Below are 14,162 nucleotides of genomic sequence, written 5' to 3'. Positions count from 1 at the left end.
GTGCAACCCGCAGGATCGCTCCCGTGAACCTGTCAGACAGCCAGACAGGTGGTCTCGGTCCCCGGCGTGTGAGCGCCATGGAAGCGGTCCTCGGCCACCTCCGCGACGCCATCGAGCGCGGCGAGTACACCATCGGCGACAAGCTCCCCTCCGAGGCCGAGCTGTGCCGCACCCTCGAGGTGTCCCGGCCCGTGCTCCGCGAGGCGCTGCGCGCGCTGCAGACGATGGGCCTCACGGTCTCCCGGACCGGCAAGGGCACCTTCGTCGTCGCGAACGCCGTCGAGGACCCCACCTTCGGCGACTACGCGGCCAGCGACCTGCTCGAGGTGCGCCGGCACATCGAGATCCCCGTCGCCGGATACGCGGCCCAGCGCCGCACCCCGGAGAACCTGGACCACCTGGCCCATCTGCTCGACCGCATGGAGCGGGAGACGGACACCACGGCCTGGGTCGCGATGGACACCCTCTTCCACCTCGCGATCGCCGAGGCCGCCCAGAACCCGGTCTTCCGCCGGGTCATCGAGGAGATCCGCGACGCACTGGCGCGTCAGTCGGCCTTCCTCAACGAGCTGGGCGGGCGCCGCGAGCAGTCCAACCGCGAGCACCGGGCCATCGTCGAAGCGCTGATCGACGGTTCCGAACACGACGCGGTCCAGGCCATGAGCCACCACCTCGACCGCGTCGAGACGACCCTCACCGACATCGTCCGCCCCCAGCGGACGGACGACCTCCCCACGGAAGGCGGACCCGAGGCGTGAGCGAGCAGCACCTCAAAGACGAGACGCGCCCCTCGTCCGGCCATGTCGACGCCGGAGACGCCGGCTACAGCAAAGGCCTGAAGCACCGGCACGTCAACATGATCGCCATCGGCGGAGCCATCGGCACCGGCCTCTTCCTCGGCGCGGGCGGCCGGCTCGCCGACGCCGGGCCCTCCCTCTTCATCGCCTACGCCGTCTGCGGCGTCTTCGCCTTCCTGGTCGTGCGCGCCCTCGGCGAACTCGTCCTGTACCGCCCGTCCTCCGGCGCCTTCGTGTCGTACGCCCGGGAGTTCCTCGGGGAGAAGGGCGCCTACACCGCCGGCTGGATGTACTTCCTGAACTGGGCGACCACCGGCATCGCCGACATCACGGCGGTGGCCACCTACACGCACTACTGGGGCATGTTCTCCGACATACCGCAATGGTTGATCGCATTGATCGCCCTCGCGGTTGTGTTGACCGTCAATCTGATCTCCGTCAAGATCTTCGGCGAGCTGGAGTTCTGGTTCGCGATCGTCAAGGTCAGTGCGCTCGTCGTCTTCATGTGCATCGGGATCTTCCTGCTGGTCACCCAGCACCCGGTCGAGGGCCACCACCCCGGCCCGGCCCTGATCACCGACAACGGCGGCGTCTTCCCCAACGGCCTGCTGCCGATGCTGCTGATCATCCAGGGTGTCGTCTTCGCCTACGCCTCCGTCGAACTGGTCGGCGTGGCCGCCGGCGAGACCGAGAACCCCGAGAAGATCATGCCGAAGGCGATCAACTCGATCATGTGGCGCGTGGGCCTGTTCTACGTCGGCTCCGTCGTCCTGCTCTCCATGCTGCTGCCCTGGAACAAGTACAGCGCCGGCGAGAGCCCCTTCGTGACCGTCCTGTCGCACATCGGCGTCCCGGCGGCCGGCGGTGTGATGAACCTGGTCGTGCTGACCGCCGCCATGTCCTCGCTGAACTCCGGCCTGTACTCCACCGGCCGCATCCTGCGCTCCATGGCCATGAGCGGCTCGGCACCGAAGTTCACCGCGCGGATGAGCCGCAGTCAGGTCCCGTACGGCGGAATCCTGCTCACCAGCGGTATCTGTGTCCTCGGCGTGGGCCTCAACTACGTCGTCCCCGCCGACGCCTTCGAGATCGTCCTCAACTTCGCGGCGATCGGCATCCTCGCGACCTGGGGCATGATCATGGTCTGTCACCTGTTCTTCTGGCGGAAGACCCAGAAGGGCGAGCTGACCCGGCCGTCCTACCGGCTGCCGGGTTCCCCCTGGACGGAACTCGTGACGCTGGCGTTCCTCGCCTCCGTCCTCGTCCTCATGTACGCCGACGGCGGCGCCGGACGCACCACCGTGCTCTGTCTGCCGCTGATCGTCGCAGCACTGGTCGCGGGCTGGTACGGCATCCGCGGCCGAATATCCCGCACGTCCACCGGCGCCGACGCGTGACCCGCGTACCGGCCGACCCCAACCCAACGATGCAGGCAGTGATGTACAGCAGTTCCCCCGCAGACGCACCCATCGTCCGCGAACCCCTCCACGCCCCCGTCGCCCACCTCATCCGCGGCGGGGTCGTCGAGGGCATCCACTACGGCTCCGTAGTCGTCCTCGGCGCCGACGGCCGGGTCGAGTTCCAGCTCGGCGACATCGAGGCCGCCTTCTACCCGCGCTCGGCCGTCAAACCCCTCCAGGCCGTTGCCATGCTGCGGGCCGGACTGCCCCTCGACGGCGAGCTGCTGTCGCTGGCCGCCGCGAGCCACTCCGGCGAGGAACGCCACCTCGCCGGCACCCGGCGCATCCTCGAACTCGCCGGGCTCACCGAGGAGAATCTGCGCAACGTCCCCGACCTGCCCTTCGACCCGGTCGTCCGGGACACCTGGGTGCGCGAGGGCCGCCTGCCCTCGCGGCTCGCGCAGAACTGCTCCGGCAAGCACGCGGCCATGCTGTGGACCGCGCAGCTCAACGGCTGGTCCCTGAAGGACTACCTCGATCCGGCGCACCCGCTCCAGCAGGCGATCCAGGAGATCGTCGAGGACCTGACCGGCCAGCGGATCGCCCGGGTCACCGTCGACGGCTGCGGCGCGCCGCTCTTCTCCATCTCCCTGCACGGCCTCGCCCGCGCCCTGTCCCGGATCACCTCGGCCGCTCCCGGCACGCCCGAGGCCCGGGTCGCCGACGCGATGCGCGCCCACGCCGAGATGGCCTCCGGCTCGGGACGTGACGTGGCCGCGCTGATGCGGGCCGTGCCGGGGCTGCTGGCCAAGGACGGCTTCGAGGGCGTTCAGGTCGCTGCACTGCCCGACGGCCGGGCCATCGCCGTGAAGATCGCCGACGGGGCGAACCGGGCGCGGATTCCGGTCGCGGCGGCGGCGCTCGCTCGTGCGGGCGTCGACCCGGAGCTGCTCACCGAGTTCGCCGGAGAGCCCCTGCTGGGGGGTGGGGAGCCGGTGGGTTGTGTGCGTCCGGTGCGTGCGCTTGATCCGGTTCCGTTCACTGCGTGTGCGTAGCGCTCCGCTGGATCGGCCGTCCTGGATCTGCGAGTCCGTTGTGGTTGATCGCGCAGTTCCCCGCGCCCCTTTTTCACCTCCGTACCTCAGAAAGAGGACCGTACCCTCATGACCGCCGCCACCTCCCGCAGCGAACACGATCTGCTCGGCGACCGTGACGTACCCGCCGACGCGTACTGGGGTGTGCACACCCTGCGTGCGACGGAGAACTTTCCCATCACCGGTACGCCGATCTCCGCGTACCCGCATCTGATCGACGCCCTGGCCGCCGTGAAGGAGGCCGCCGCCCTCGCCAACGAGGAACTCGGTCTGCTGGCGCCGGAGAAGGCGAGTGCGATCGTCGCCGCCTGCCGGGAGATCCGGGCGGGCAAGTTGCACGACCAGTTCGTCGTCGATGTCATCCAGGGCGGCGCCGGCACGTCCACCAACATGAACGCCAACGAGGTCGTGGCCAACCGCGCGCTGGAGCTGCTCGGCCACGCCAAGGGCGAGTACGCGTATCTGCACCCCAACGAGGACGTCAACCTGGGCCAGTCGACCAACGACGTCTACCCGACCGCCGTCAAGATAGCGACGGTGTTCGCGGTCCGTGGACTGCTCAAGGCGATGTCCGTGCTGCAGGACACCTTCGCGGTCAAGGCCGTCGAGTTCCGTGACGTGCTCAAGATGGGCCGTACACAGTTGCAGGACGCCGTGCCGATGACGCTCGGTCAGGAGTTCTCCGCATTCGCCGTCATGATCGAGGAGGACCGCAGCCGTCTTGCCGAGGCCGTCGAGCTGATCCATGAGATCAACCTCGGCGCCACGGCGATCGGCACCGGTCTCAACGCGCCCACCGGATACGCCGAGGCCGCCCGCCGGCACCTGTCCGCGATCACCGGGCTGCCGCTGGTCACCGCCGCCAACCTGGTCGAGGCCACCCAGGACTGCGGTGCCTTCGTCCAGATGTCCGGTGTGCTCAAGCGGATCGCGGTCAAGCTCTCCAAGAGCTGCAACGACCTCAGGCTGCTGTCCTCCGGTCCGCGCGCCGGACTCGGTGAGATCAACCTGCCCCCGGTGCAGGCCGGTTCGTCGATCATGCCAGGCAAGGTGAACCCCGTGATCCCCGAGGTGGTCAACCAGGTCGCCTTCGAGGTGATCGGCAACGACGTCGCCATCACCATGGCCGCCGAGGCCGGACAGCTCCAGCTCAACGCCTTCGAGCCGATCATCCTGCACTCCCTGTCGGAGTCCATCACCCATCTGCGGAGCGCCTGCCTGACCCTGGCCGAGCGCTGCGTGTCCGGCATCACCGCCAACACCGAGCGGCTGCGCGCCACCGTGGAGAACTCCATCGGCCTGGTCACCGCCCTCAACCCGCACATCGGGTACACGGCCGCCACCGAGATCGCCAAGGAGGCGCTCGTCACCGGCCGGGGCGTGGCCGAACTCGTCCTGGAGAAGGGCCTGCTGCCGGCCGAGCGGCTTGCCGAGCTGCTGCGCCCCGAGGTCGTCGCAGGCAGCGGGGCGCCTGCCGCCTGACCTGCGGTTACGGGCAGATATCAACCCGTACGCGAGTGGGCTCCAGGGCCGGTCCGGAGGCACAATGGTGATCATGACAACGACGTCGTCCCTCGCCTTCCTGCCGGTCCTGGAGCGCATCGCCGAGGAGATGGAACGCACGCCCGGCCGCGGCCGGGCCGCCGACTACATCCCGGCCCTGGCCGCCCGTGATCCCCGCCGCTTCGGCATGGCCGTCGCCGAGCTGGACGGCACGGTGTACGGGGTGGGGGACTGGCGCGAGCCCTTCTCCACGCAGTCCATCACCAAGGTCTTCACGCTCGCCCTGGACCTGGCCCGCGAGGGCGACGAACTCTGGGAGCACGTGGGCCGCGAACCCTCCGGCAACCCCTTCAACTCCCTGGTCCAGCTGGAATACGAGAACGGCATCCCGCGGAATCCTTTCATCAACGCGGGTGCCCTCGTCGTCACCGACCGCCTCCAGACCCGTACCGGAGACGCGGCCGGTGAGCTGCTGGCCTTTCTGCGCGCCGAGAGCGGCAACGCCTCCCTGGACTTCGACAAGGAGGTCGCCGCCTCCGAGACCGCCCATGGCGACCGCAACGCCGCCCTCGCCCATTTCATGGCCTCCTACGGCAACATCGACAACGACGTGCCGGTCCTGCTCGACCAGTACTTCCGGCAGTGCTCCATCACCGCCTCCTGCGCCGACCTCGCCCTCGCCACCGGCTTCCTCGCCCGGCACGGCGTCCGCGCCGACGGCAGCCGGCTGCTCACCCGCAGCCAGGCCAAGCAGGTCAACGCGGTGATGCTGACCTGCGGGACGTACGACGCGGCCGGCGACTTCGCCTACCGCGTGGGGCTGCCCGGCAAGAGCGGGGTCGGCGGCGGGATCATCGCGGTGGTACCGGGCCGGTGCACGCTGTGCGTATGGAGCCCGGGCCTCGACGAACGCGGCAACTCGGTGGCCGGCGTGGCCGCCCTCGACCGGTTCACCACGCTGACCGGGCTCTCGGTGTTCTGACCGGTCCGGGAACACCGGTCCAGGCGTCTCGGTCCAGGAGACTCAGTCCAGGAACTCGTGCAGCAGCGGCAGCAGCAGGGCCGTGCGGCGCATGAGCGTCATGTGGGTGGTACCGGGCAGCACCGCCAGGCGCGCCCGAGGGATCAGCTCCAGCATCTCGGCCGCGTGCTCGATCCGGACGAAGTCCGCGTCCCCGATGACCAGCAGCGTCGGTGGTCGCAGGCCGCGCAGGTCATCGGCGGTCCAGGGCAGCGGGGCGTGCGCGACGGCCGAGCACTTGGCGAGCAGGTCCTGGAAGCGCTCGGGGCGGGGCGCGACCGCGGCGTACGCGTCCGCGATCTCCTGGAAGTCCTCCTGGCTCGGCAGCCGGGACGAGCCGGAAGCCGGGTCCTGGGACTCCGGGTGGAAGCCGTCCTGCCGGTAGGGCGCGGAGGCGAGGACCAGCCGCCCGACCCGGTCCGGGTGGCGTACGGCCACCTCCAGAGCGGTCAGCCCGCCGAGGCTGAAGCCGAGCAAGTCCGCCTGCCCGAGGCCGAGTTCGTCGAGCAGGGCCACCACGTCCGAGGCCAGCGCGGGCACCGTGAACTCCCGGTCGGCGTCGGCGGTGTGTCCGTGGCCCTGAAGTTCGGGGGCGATGACCTGGCGCGTTCCGGCCAGGGCGGGGAGTACGGCGCCGAAGGACAGGCCGATGGTGCACGCGCCTCCGTGCAGGAGCACCAGGGGCGGGCGTGCGGAGGCCGCGCCGTGGATCTCGTAGTACATCTCCAGGCCGCCGGTCTTCGCGTAGGCAGAGCTGCCGGCCACTGTGATCACGTCCGTTCTGTTCCGTTCCATGGCGTGTGGGTGAAGTGGTGACCTCCCGTACGCCCGGAAGTCATCGTTTCTCACATGCCGGTCACGTGCGGGCTGCCTACAGGTGAGAGGAGCGTCGCCTTCCGGCCACCCGGCGTTGACACGCTGACCCAGTGTTGGCCAAGGCATTCCCCGTCGATCTCCGCAGCTGCCAGGTGCTCGGGCTGGCCGGCACCGCCTTTCTCGCGCTGGGCGGTGAGACGGCCGGTGCCCTGCCCGTGCAGGACCTCCTGGCCCCGGCCTCGGTGCAGGCCGCGCTCGGCCTGGTCGGGGTGTACTTCGGTGTCGTCCTGCTGATAGCGGCCTGGGTGCTCCTCGGCCGTCTGGTGCGCGGCCCCCAGCCGCCCACCCCGCGCGCCCTCCTGCTGGTGCTCGCCGTGTGGACGGCACCGCTGCTGCTCGCACCGCCGCTGTTCAGCCGGGACGTCTACAGCTACCTCGCGCAGGGCGCCATGGCCGACCACCACATGGACGTGTACGCCCACGGCCCGGCCCAGCTCGGCGGTCCGCTCGCCGACGAGGTGGCCCCGATGTGGCAGCACACCGGCGCCCCTTACGGCCCCGCCTTCATGGCCCTGGCCTCCGCACTGTCCGGCCTGACCCGCGGCCAACTGCCCGAAGGACTGCTCGGCATGCGCCTGGTCGCCCTGCTCGGTGTGGCCCTGATGGCGGTGGCGCTGCCCCGGCTCGCCCGGCACAGCGGCGCCGACCCGGCCGCCGCCCTCTGGCTCGGCGCCCTCAACCCGCTCGTCCTGCTGCACCTGGTCGCGGGCGCCCACAACGACGCCCTGATGCTCGGGCTGCTGGGGCTCGGCCTGGTCGCCGCGCGCGGGGACCGGCCGGCCGGCGGCGCCGTCGGAGCCGTCCTCGTCACCCTGGCCGCCCTGGTCAAGGCGCCGGCCGCGCTCGGACTGCTGGCGGTCTTGGCCCTTCAGGTGCGCTCCGGCCGCCGCCCACTGCCGGCAGCCCTCACCGCGGCCGCGGCCTCCGCCGCGACCACGGTCGCCGCCACCGCCGTCGCCGGCACCGGCTACGGCTGGATCGGCGCCCTGGAGACCCCGGTGTCCCCGCACAACTGGGCCCTGACCAGCCTGCTCGGCCGCGCCACCGGCGCCCTGCTGGAACATCTCGGCAGCAGCCTGGCCCCGCTGGCCGTCCCGGCCTGGCATCTGCTCGGCCTCGCGGCCACTGCCGTCGCCGTAGCCCTGATATGGCTGCGGCTGCGCCTCAGACCCGTGTACGCCCTCGGGCTCAGCCTGCTGACGATCGCCGTGTTCGGCCCCGCGATCCGCCCCTGGTACGTGCTGTGGGGCCTGTTCCTCATCGCCGCCGCCGCACCCAACACCTCGGTACGGCACCGGGTCGCGGCCCTGGCGGGCGTCCTCGCCCTCGCCGTCCTGCCCAGCGGCGGGCCGGCCGACCTCGGGCAACTGGTGCTCGCCGGCTCCGGCGGCGTGCTCGGCGTGGTCGTCCTGTGGCAGGCCCACCAGGCGGCCCAGGTACCGGCACCGGGACGCATGGCGTGAGCGGGCCGCTGCGACCCCGTACCGACCGCGGCCGGGTGCTTCTCGTCCTCGCCCTCGTCGCGGCCGTGACGGTCTTCACCGCCACCGTTCCGCTGCTGCGCGGCTTCTTCGACCTGCGCGTCTACTACGGCACCGTGCACATGTGGGTGCACCACGGCGGCCGGATCTACGACTACCAGGTGCCGGGAACCTCGTACGGCTTCACCTACCCGCCGTTCGCGGCGCTGGCCATGCTCCCGCTGGCGCTGCTGGACCGGAACTCGGCGATCGCGGTGTCCCTGCTGGTCAACCTGGCCGCGCTGGCGGTGATCCTGCGGATCCTGGCCGGGCCCGGCTGGCGACGGCACGGCTGGTACCGCTGGTCGTTGTGCCTGTGTCTGCTCGCGCTGTTCGAGCCGCTGCGGGACACCTTCAGCTTCGGCCAGGTGAACCTGGTGCTGCTCGCCCTCGTCCTGGGCGACTGCCGGCTGCTGGCGACCGGCCGGGAGCGCTGGGCGGGCGCCGGGATCGGGCTCGCCGCCGCGGTGAAACTCACGCCCGCCCTGTTCATCGGTCTGCTGCTGCTCGCCGGGCGGCGCCGGGCGGCCGCCCTCGCGACGGCCGTCGCCGCCGCGGCGACCGCGCTGGCCGCCTGGGCGGACCCGGCGGCCTCGCGCTTCTACTGGACCGAGGCGCTGTGGGACACCAGCAGGGTGGGCCGCCTCGCCTACGTCTCGAACCAGTCGCTCCAGGGTGTGCTGGCCCGCCTCGGCGATACGGGTCGCCCGCTGTGGGCGACGGCGGTCCTGCTCACCCTGTGCGTCTGGGCATGGCGGACCCGCAGGGCGGTGACGGCCGGCGACTGGACGGCCGCCTTCGCGCTCACCGGGGCGGCGGCCTGCCTGGTCAGCCCCATCACCTGGGTGCACCACCTGGTGTGGCTGCTGCCGTCCTTCGCCGTGCTGCTGCGCACCGGGCACTCGCGGATCGCGGGCGCCCTGTACGCGGTGCTGTGCACGAGCGTGGTGTGGCTGTGGTTCGACGACTCCTCCGGCATCGGCGGCTTCCTCGGCAGCAACACCTACACGTGGATCACACTGGGCCTGCTGCTCGGCCTGCCGACGGGTCAGCCGCGCGCGCTCCGGCTGCCCCTGCCCCGCAGCACCAGCGTCACGGCTCCGGCGCCGAGTCCCGCGAGCCCCGCGACGACGCCGGGACCCGGCCAGCCCGTGCCGTCGGCGGCCCGCGACGTCGCCACGGGCACCGATGCCGCCGGCGACGGCTGCCGTGACCTGACGGCCAGCCCGTCCAGCGAGCCGACCGGATCCACCCGGTCGGCCGCCTCGAAGCCCCAGTCGAGCAGCTCGCGCGCCTCCTCGTACACGGTGAACCCGCCGCCCTCCTGAGGGTTCATCACGGTCACCACCAGCGTGCGCCCGCCATGGCGGGCCGCGGCCACCAGGGTGTTGCCCGCGTTGGTGGTGTAGCCGTTCTTGATGCCGATCAGCCCCGGATACTTCACCACGCCGTCCGCACCGGTCAGCAGCCGGTTGGTGTTGCGGATGCCGTACGACGAGCCGTCACCGGGGAAGTACGCCTCGGCGGTGGAGCAGTAGCGGGCGAAGCGGGGGTCGCGCAGCCCGGCCCGGCCGAAGACCGCCAGGTCGTAGGCGGAGGACACCTGGCCGTCGGCGTCGTAGCCGTCGGGCGAGACGACATGGGTGTCCATGGCGCCGAGCGAGCGCGCCTTGGCCTGCATCCGCTCGGCCGTGGCCGCCCAGCCGCCGCCGAGGGAGGCGAGCACGTGCACGGCGTCGTTGCCCGAGCGGAGGAAGACCCCGCGCCACAGGTCGGCCACCTGGTACGAGTGTCCCTCCTGGACGCCGACCAGACTGCTGCCCGGGCCGATGTCCGCCAACTCCTCGTCCCGCACGGTGTGCCACATCCCGGCGGGCAGCGACGGCAGCAGGGTGAGCGCGAACAGTGTCTTGAGGGTGCTCGCGGGCGGCAGCTTGCGGTGCGCGTCGCTCGCGGCCAGCACCGCCCCGCTGCCGGCGTCGGCCACCACCCAGGACAGCGCCGACACCTCCGGCACCTCGGGCGCACCCCGGCGCGGCCGGACCTGGGTGCCGGAGCGGTAGAGCAGGGACGGCCCGGGCATCACGGCCCGGGGTTCGGGCGGGGCGGGTTCCCCGGCACGGGCCCCGGCGCGGGCGGCGGCCGGCCCGAGTGCCAGCACGCCCGCCACGCACAGGGAGCAGGCCGACACGAGTGCCCGACGAGAAAATCCGGTGACCATGGAGCCAACGTACGAACAGCTCTGCCAAGCCTCGCGCCACAAGGGCCGTTCGGCCCACGCGAGCAACCCGGATGCCGGACCCCGACGTCCTGGCGGCGGGGTCAGCCCGCGGGCAGGGTGGGCCGGATCTGGCGCAGGAACGCGGCGTTGTCGGGGGTGGAGCGCAGCCGCTCCAGCAGCGTCTCCAGGCCGGAAGAAGTGCCCTCGCGGGAGCGCAGGACGCGGCGCAGGCCGTGTACGGTCGTCAACTCGTCCGGGGTCAGGAGGAGTTCTTCGCGGCGGGTGCCGGAGGCGTCCAGATCGACGGCGGGGAAGATGCGCCGGGCGGCGGCCTCCCGGTCCAGGCGCAGTTCCATGTTGCCGGTGCTCTTCAGCTCCTCGAAGTAGTAGCCGTCGGCGCGGGAGCCGGTGTCCACGAGGACGGTGGCGAGGATGGTCAGCGAGCCGCCCTCCTCGGCCTGCCGGGCGGCGCCGAAGAACCGCTTGGGGCCGAGCAGCGCGCCCGCGTCGACACCGCCGCTCAGGGTGCGGCCGCCGGCGGCGGAGGCGTTGTTGTGCGCCCGGCACAGCCGGGTCAGCGAGTCCAGCAGGATCACGACGTCCTCGCCGGCCTCCACCAGGCGCTTGGCCCGCTCGACGACGAGCTCGGCGAGGGCGATGTGCTCCTTGGCCGCCCGGTCGAACGTGGAGGCGTACACCTCGCCGCGCACCGAGCGGCGCATCTCGGTGACCTCCTCGGGACGCTCGTCCAGCAGCAGGACCATCAGCCGGCACTCGGGGTGGTTGCCGGCCACGGCGGCGGCCAGCTGCTGGAGCAGCACCGTCTTGCCGCTCTTCGGCGGGGCGACCACGAGTCCGCGCTGGCCCTTGCCGACCGGCGCGAAGAGGTCCATGACGCGCCCGGCCGGTCCGGATCCGGGATGCTCGAGGCGGATGCGGTCGTGCGGGTGGAGGGGTGTGAGGTCGCGGAAGTGGCGTCGGCCGCGCAGGTCCGCAGGCTCGCGTCCGTCGACGCGCGTGACCTCGGTCAGGGTGCGCCGGTCGCCCCGGACGCCTTCGACGAGGTCGCCCTTGCGCAGCCCGTGGCGCCGGATCAGGGCCGGCGGGACCTGGGGGTCGGCGGGGGAGGGGAGCAGGCTAGCGGCCCGCAGCTGCCCCTTCCCGTGTGTGTCGATGTCGAGGACACCGGTGACGAGCCGGGCGGCCGGGGCCTGCTGGGCCGCGGGAAGGTGTTCGAGTGTGGTGGTCATGAGGTGGGTCCTTTCACGGACGGAAGAGGAGAGTGGGAAGGGGGGAGGGGCCGCGAGCGGGAGGCGTCGGAAACTGCCTCGACAACTGCCTCCGGGCGGCGGGAACGGCACCTCGGGTACGGCGCGGACGCGCTGGTCACGAGGTGGTGCAGAGAAGAAGCCCGGGCCGGTCGGAAGGCTCGGCCGAGGGGCTGATGGTGGAGACGGCGGCACCGGTGTCCGCACGACGGGACACGCACATGCGCTGATCGCACTATACCCGTGCACTCGCCTGGGTCAACATGATGCCGTCCGCGTCTATGGCAACAGCCTGCGCACGTCCGCCTGGACCGCGGTGGACGATGAAGGACCGGGGAACCGCACCAGATGTCCCCAGACCATAACGGTCCCGGACGTCAGGGGACTTGACCGTCAACCGTGGACTATGTTCAGGAGATGTCCACGCCCCCGCAGCCCCCGCAGCAGCCGTCCGTCCCGCCGCAGCCGACCGCCTACCCCTACCCGAACCCGCAGTCCCCGCCGCAGGGCGCCTTCTACGCGCAGCCCACACTGGTCGGTCAGCCGCAGCACGGGAACCCGTACGCCCAGGCACCCCAGTACGGCCCCGCGGTGCCCGTCCCTCCGTCCGGTGGGGGCGGCGGGGCCGGGAAGGCGGTGCTGTGGGCCGCGGTCGGCGCGGTCGTCGCCTCCGCCGCCTGGGCCGCCGGTGTCTTCCTCGTCGGCGGCAAGGGCGACAGCGCGGACCTGCGCGGCTATGCGGCGCCGTCCAACATGTGCTCCAGCGCCGACTACTCCTCCTTCAAGACGGAGTACCCCGACGGAGATTCCTCGCCGACCAAGACCTCGCTCAAGAACGTGGCGCTGGACGAGGGTTACTGCAGCGTGGGCCTGAAGAAGAGCGGCTCCTCGTATGCCGACGCCTATCTGTCCATGCAGCTGGACCTGCACAAGAAGACGGACCCGGGGCCCGAGTTCACGGCCACCTGGAAGAACTACGGTGACAGCCACACCGGTTACGACGTCTCCCCGGTCAGCGGCATCGGCGACGAGGCCTACCTCGTCAGCCAGGACACCACCAGCGGCTCCTCCAGCAGCGGTTCCCGCTACGCCACGCTCGCCGTCCGCGACGGCTGGGTGACGTACACGATGAGCTACAGCGCCTACCTCACCTCGTACGACCAGGACAAGAACCCGCCCGCGCTCAGCGACGTGAAGGACTGGCTGAAGAAGGACGCCAAGGCCACGCTGGGGCAGCTCAAGGGCTGACCGGCGCGCCGGTCGTGTGCACCGCGAACGCCGGGCTTCGGCCGGCGAGTTCGGCCTCGTCGTGCCGCGGTTCCATCGGGATGTCCGCGTTGTCGACGAGGCCGTGCGCCACGTCCCGTCACGTAGGTGGCGATCACGCTTACGGTCGCCTGACGCCCGCGGGGCGGAGGGGCGCTCATGCCGACCGCGCCTCCGCCTCCTTCGCGATCTCCTCGAACCGGGCGCCCATGGCCTCGGCGAGGGCGTGCGCGCCGGACAGCGGGCGGACCATGACCATGAGCTCGTCGATCAGGCCGTCCTCGTTCACATGCAGGAAGTCGCAGCCGGTCAGCTCGCGGTCGCCCACCCGGGCCGTGAAGACCAGCGCATGGTCGGGCGCGGCCGGGTCGCCGATCTCACGGACGTACCGGAAGTCCTCGAAGACCTGGGAGACCGCGCGCAGGATCGCCGCGGTGATCGCCTTGCCCGGATACGGCTTGAAGACGACCGGGCTGGTGAAGACGACGTCCTCGGCCAGCAGTGCCTCGACGGCGTCGATGTCCCCGGCCTCGACCGCGGCGCGGAACGCGTGCATCGGATCACCTCGTATAGTCAATTAATTGAATAGACGCGGATGAGATTAATCAACGACTGCTAGCCTGTCCATATGTCGCTCAAGTACGCCGTCCTGGCCGCCCTGCTGGAGGGCGAGGCCTCGGGCTACGAGCTGTCGAAGTCCTTCGACGTCTCGCTCGCGAACTTCTGGCCCGCCACCCCGCAGCAGCTCTACCGTGAGCTGGAGCGCCTGGCCCAGGACGGGCTGGTCCAGGCCCGGACGGTGCAGCAGGAACGGCGGCCGAACAAGCGGATGTTCACGCTCACCGAGGCGGGCCGGGCCGAGCTGGACGCGTTCGCCGCCGAGCCGCCGAAACGGCCCACCGCCATCCGCGACGAACTCCTGATCAAGATCCAGGCGATGGACCGCGGCGACCCCGAGGTCACCCGCGCGCTGATCGAGGAGCGCATGGGCTGGGCACGCGGAAAGCTCGACCGCTACCGGCGGGTCCGCGACCGCCTCCTGGACGGGCGGACCGAGGACGAGTACCTGCGCACCGCCGATCGCGTCGGCCCGTACCTCACCCTCATGGCCGGGATCTCCTTCGAGGAGGAGAACCTGCGCTGGTGCGAGCGGGTCCTCGCGATCCTGGGCGAGCGGGTGGCCCTAGGCTGAGGAG

13 protein-coding genes and 1 pseudogene are annotated in these 14,162 nt (G+C 71.4%); 9 read left to right on the top strand and 5 right to left on the bottom strand.

All coding sequences use genetic code 11. The features are described from left to right. Positions 1–23 precede the first annotated feature (23 nt). The 5 genes from ACWC0C_RS15330 to ACWC0C_RS15310 all read left to right on the top strand — a co-directional run bounded on the left by ACWC0C_RS15330 (position 24) and on the right by ACWC0C_RS15310 (position 5,776). A complete protein-coding gene (locus ACWC0C_RS15330) occupies positions 24–758 on the top strand; it encodes a FadR/GntR family transcriptional regulator (protein ID WP_449196192.1) in 735 nt (244 codons plus the stop codon). Then, positions 755–2,194, top strand: a complete 1,440-nt coding sequence (locus ACWC0C_RS15325) for an amino acid permease (RefSeq protein ID WP_449196193.1) — start codon at positions 755–757, stop codon at positions 2,192–2,194. The genes ACWC0C_RS15330 and ACWC0C_RS15325 overlap by 4 nt, the downstream gene beginning before the upstream one ends. A gap of 41 nt (positions 2,195–2,235) precedes the next feature. Further along, positions 2,236–3,252 carry an asparaginase gene (locus ACWC0C_RS15320; protein WP_450864360.1) on the top strand — a complete coding sequence of 339 codons (1,017 nt, stop codon included), beginning with the start codon at positions 2,236–2,238 and terminating at the stop codon, positions 3,250–3,252. A gap of 108 nt (positions 3,253–3,360) precedes the next feature. Next, positions 3,361–4,773, top strand: a complete 1,413-nt coding sequence (aspA, locus tag ACWC0C_RS15315) for an aspartate ammonia-lyase (protein ID WP_450864358.1) — start codon at positions 3,361–3,363, stop codon at positions 4,771–4,773. Positions 4,774–4,837: 64 nt separating this feature from the next. Next, a complete protein-coding gene (locus ACWC0C_RS15310; protein ID WP_449196196.1) occupies positions 4,838–5,776 on the top strand; it encodes a glutaminase in 939 nt (312 codons plus the stop codon). Positions 5,777–5,818: 42 nt separating this feature from the next. Here the strand turns inward: ACWC0C_RS15310 and ACWC0C_RS15305 are convergent, their stop codons facing one another. Next, positions 5,819–6,610, bottom strand: coding sequence for an alpha/beta fold hydrolase (locus ACWC0C_RS15305; protein WP_450864355.1), 792 nt, complete (start codon positions 6,608–6,610; stop codon positions 5,819–5,821). A gap of 131 nt (positions 6,611–6,741) precedes the next feature. Between ACWC0C_RS15305 and mptB the strand changes: the two genes are divergently transcribed. Next, the gene (mptB, locus tag ACWC0C_RS15300) at positions 6,742–8,154 is read left to right on the top strand and encodes a polyprenol phosphomannose-dependent alpha 1,6 mannosyltransferase MptB (RefSeq protein ID WP_450864353.1); all 1,413 of its coding nucleotides are present in this window, start codon (positions 6,742–6,744) and stop codon (positions 8,152–8,154) included. Further along, positions 8,151–9,539, top strand: a complete 1,389-nt coding sequence (locus ACWC0C_RS15295; protein ID WP_450864351.1) for a glycosyltransferase 87 family protein — start codon at positions 8,151–8,153, stop codon at positions 9,537–9,539. Before mptB ends, ACWC0C_RS15295 begins: the two co-directional genes overlap by 4 nt. 59 nt (positions 9,540–9,598) lie before the next feature. Here ACWC0C_RS15295 and ACWC0C_RS15290 read toward each other — a convergent pair. Both ACWC0C_RS15290 and rho read right to left on the bottom strand, forming a co-directional pair. Beyond that, a pseudogene (locus tag ACWC0C_RS15290) lies at positions 9,599–10,294 on the bottom strand (D-alanyl-D-alanine carboxypeptidase family protein); the annotation flags it as partial. Positions 10,295–10,533: 239 nt separating this feature from the next. Beyond that, positions 10,534–11,682, bottom strand: a complete 1,149-nt coding sequence (gene rho / locus ACWC0C_RS15285) for a transcription termination factor Rho (RefSeq protein ID WP_450864349.1) — start codon at positions 11,680–11,682, stop codon at positions 10,534–10,536. Positions 11,683–12,117: 435 nt separating this feature from the next. On the opposite strand from rho, the gene ACWC0C_RS15280 reads away from it, so the two are divergent. After that, positions 12,118–12,948 carry a hypothetical protein gene (locus ACWC0C_RS15280; RefSeq protein WP_450864347.1) on the top strand — a complete coding sequence of 277 codons (831 nt, stop codon included), beginning with the start codon at positions 12,118–12,120 and terminating at the stop codon, positions 12,946–12,948. Here ACWC0C_RS15280 and ACWC0C_RS15275 read toward each other — a convergent pair. Both ACWC0C_RS15275 and ACWC0C_RS15270 read right to left on the bottom strand, forming a co-directional pair. Next, the gene (locus ACWC0C_RS15275) at positions 12,938–13,060 is read right to left on the bottom strand and encodes a hypothetical protein (protein WP_450864345.1); all 123 of its coding nucleotides are present in this window, start codon (positions 13,058–13,060) and stop codon (positions 12,938–12,940) included. The two genes, ACWC0C_RS15280 and ACWC0C_RS15275, sit on opposite strands and share 11 nt — an antisense overlap. Positions 13,061–13,123: 63 nt before the next feature. Continuing rightward, positions 13,124–13,522 carry a nuclear transport factor 2 family protein gene (locus ACWC0C_RS15270; RefSeq protein WP_450864343.1) on the bottom strand — a complete coding sequence of 133 codons (399 nt, stop codon included), beginning with the start codon at positions 13,520–13,522 and terminating at the stop codon, positions 13,124–13,126. Between the two features lie 72 nt (positions 13,523–13,594). Between ACWC0C_RS15270 and ACWC0C_RS15265 the strand changes: the two genes are divergently transcribed. Next, positions 13,595–14,158 carry a PadR family transcriptional regulator gene (locus ACWC0C_RS15265; RefSeq protein WP_450864341.1) on the top strand — a complete coding sequence of 188 codons (564 nt, stop codon included), beginning with the start codon at positions 13,595–13,597 and terminating at the stop codon, positions 14,156–14,158. Positions 14,159–14,162: the final 4 nt, after the last annotated feature.

This window comes from Streptomyces sp. NPDC001709, from assembly GCF_053596375.1.
This window is presented reverse-complemented; position numbering and strand designations above follow the sequence as displayed.

Bases quoted from the DNA above. Each gene is read 5' to 3' on its own strand.
- rho (WP_450864349.1), bottom strand. From the start codon at position 11,682: ATGACCACCACACTCGAACACCTTCCCGCGGCCCAGCAGGCCCCGGCC.
- aspA (WP_450864358.1), top strand. From the start codon at position 3,361: ATGACCGCCGCCACCTCCCGCAGCGAACACGATCTGCTCGGCGACCGT.
- ACWC0C_RS15320 (WP_450864360.1), top strand. From the start codon at position 2,236: ATGTACAGCAGTTCCCCCGCAGACGCACCCATCGTCCGCGAACCCCTC.
- ACWC0C_RS15310 (WP_449196196.1), top strand. From the start codon at position 4,838: ATGGTGATCATGACAACGACGTCGTCCCTCGCCTTCCTGCCGGTCCTG.
- ACWC0C_RS15270 (WP_450864343.1), bottom strand. From the start codon at position 13,522: ATGCACGCGTTCCGCGCCGCGGTCGAGGCCGGGGACATCGACGCCGTC.
- ACWC0C_RS15280 (WP_450864347.1), top strand. From the start codon at position 12,118: ATGTCCACGCCCCCGCAGCCCCCGCAGCAGCCGTCCGTCCCGCCGCAG.
- ACWC0C_RS15305 (WP_450864355.1), bottom strand. From the start codon at position 6,610: ATGGAACGGAACAGAACGGACGTGATCACAGTGGCCGGCAGCTCTGCC.
- ACWC0C_RS15265 (WP_450864341.1), top strand. From the start codon at position 13,595: ATGTCGCTCAAGTACGCCGTCCTGGCCGCCCTGCTGGAGGGCGAGGCC.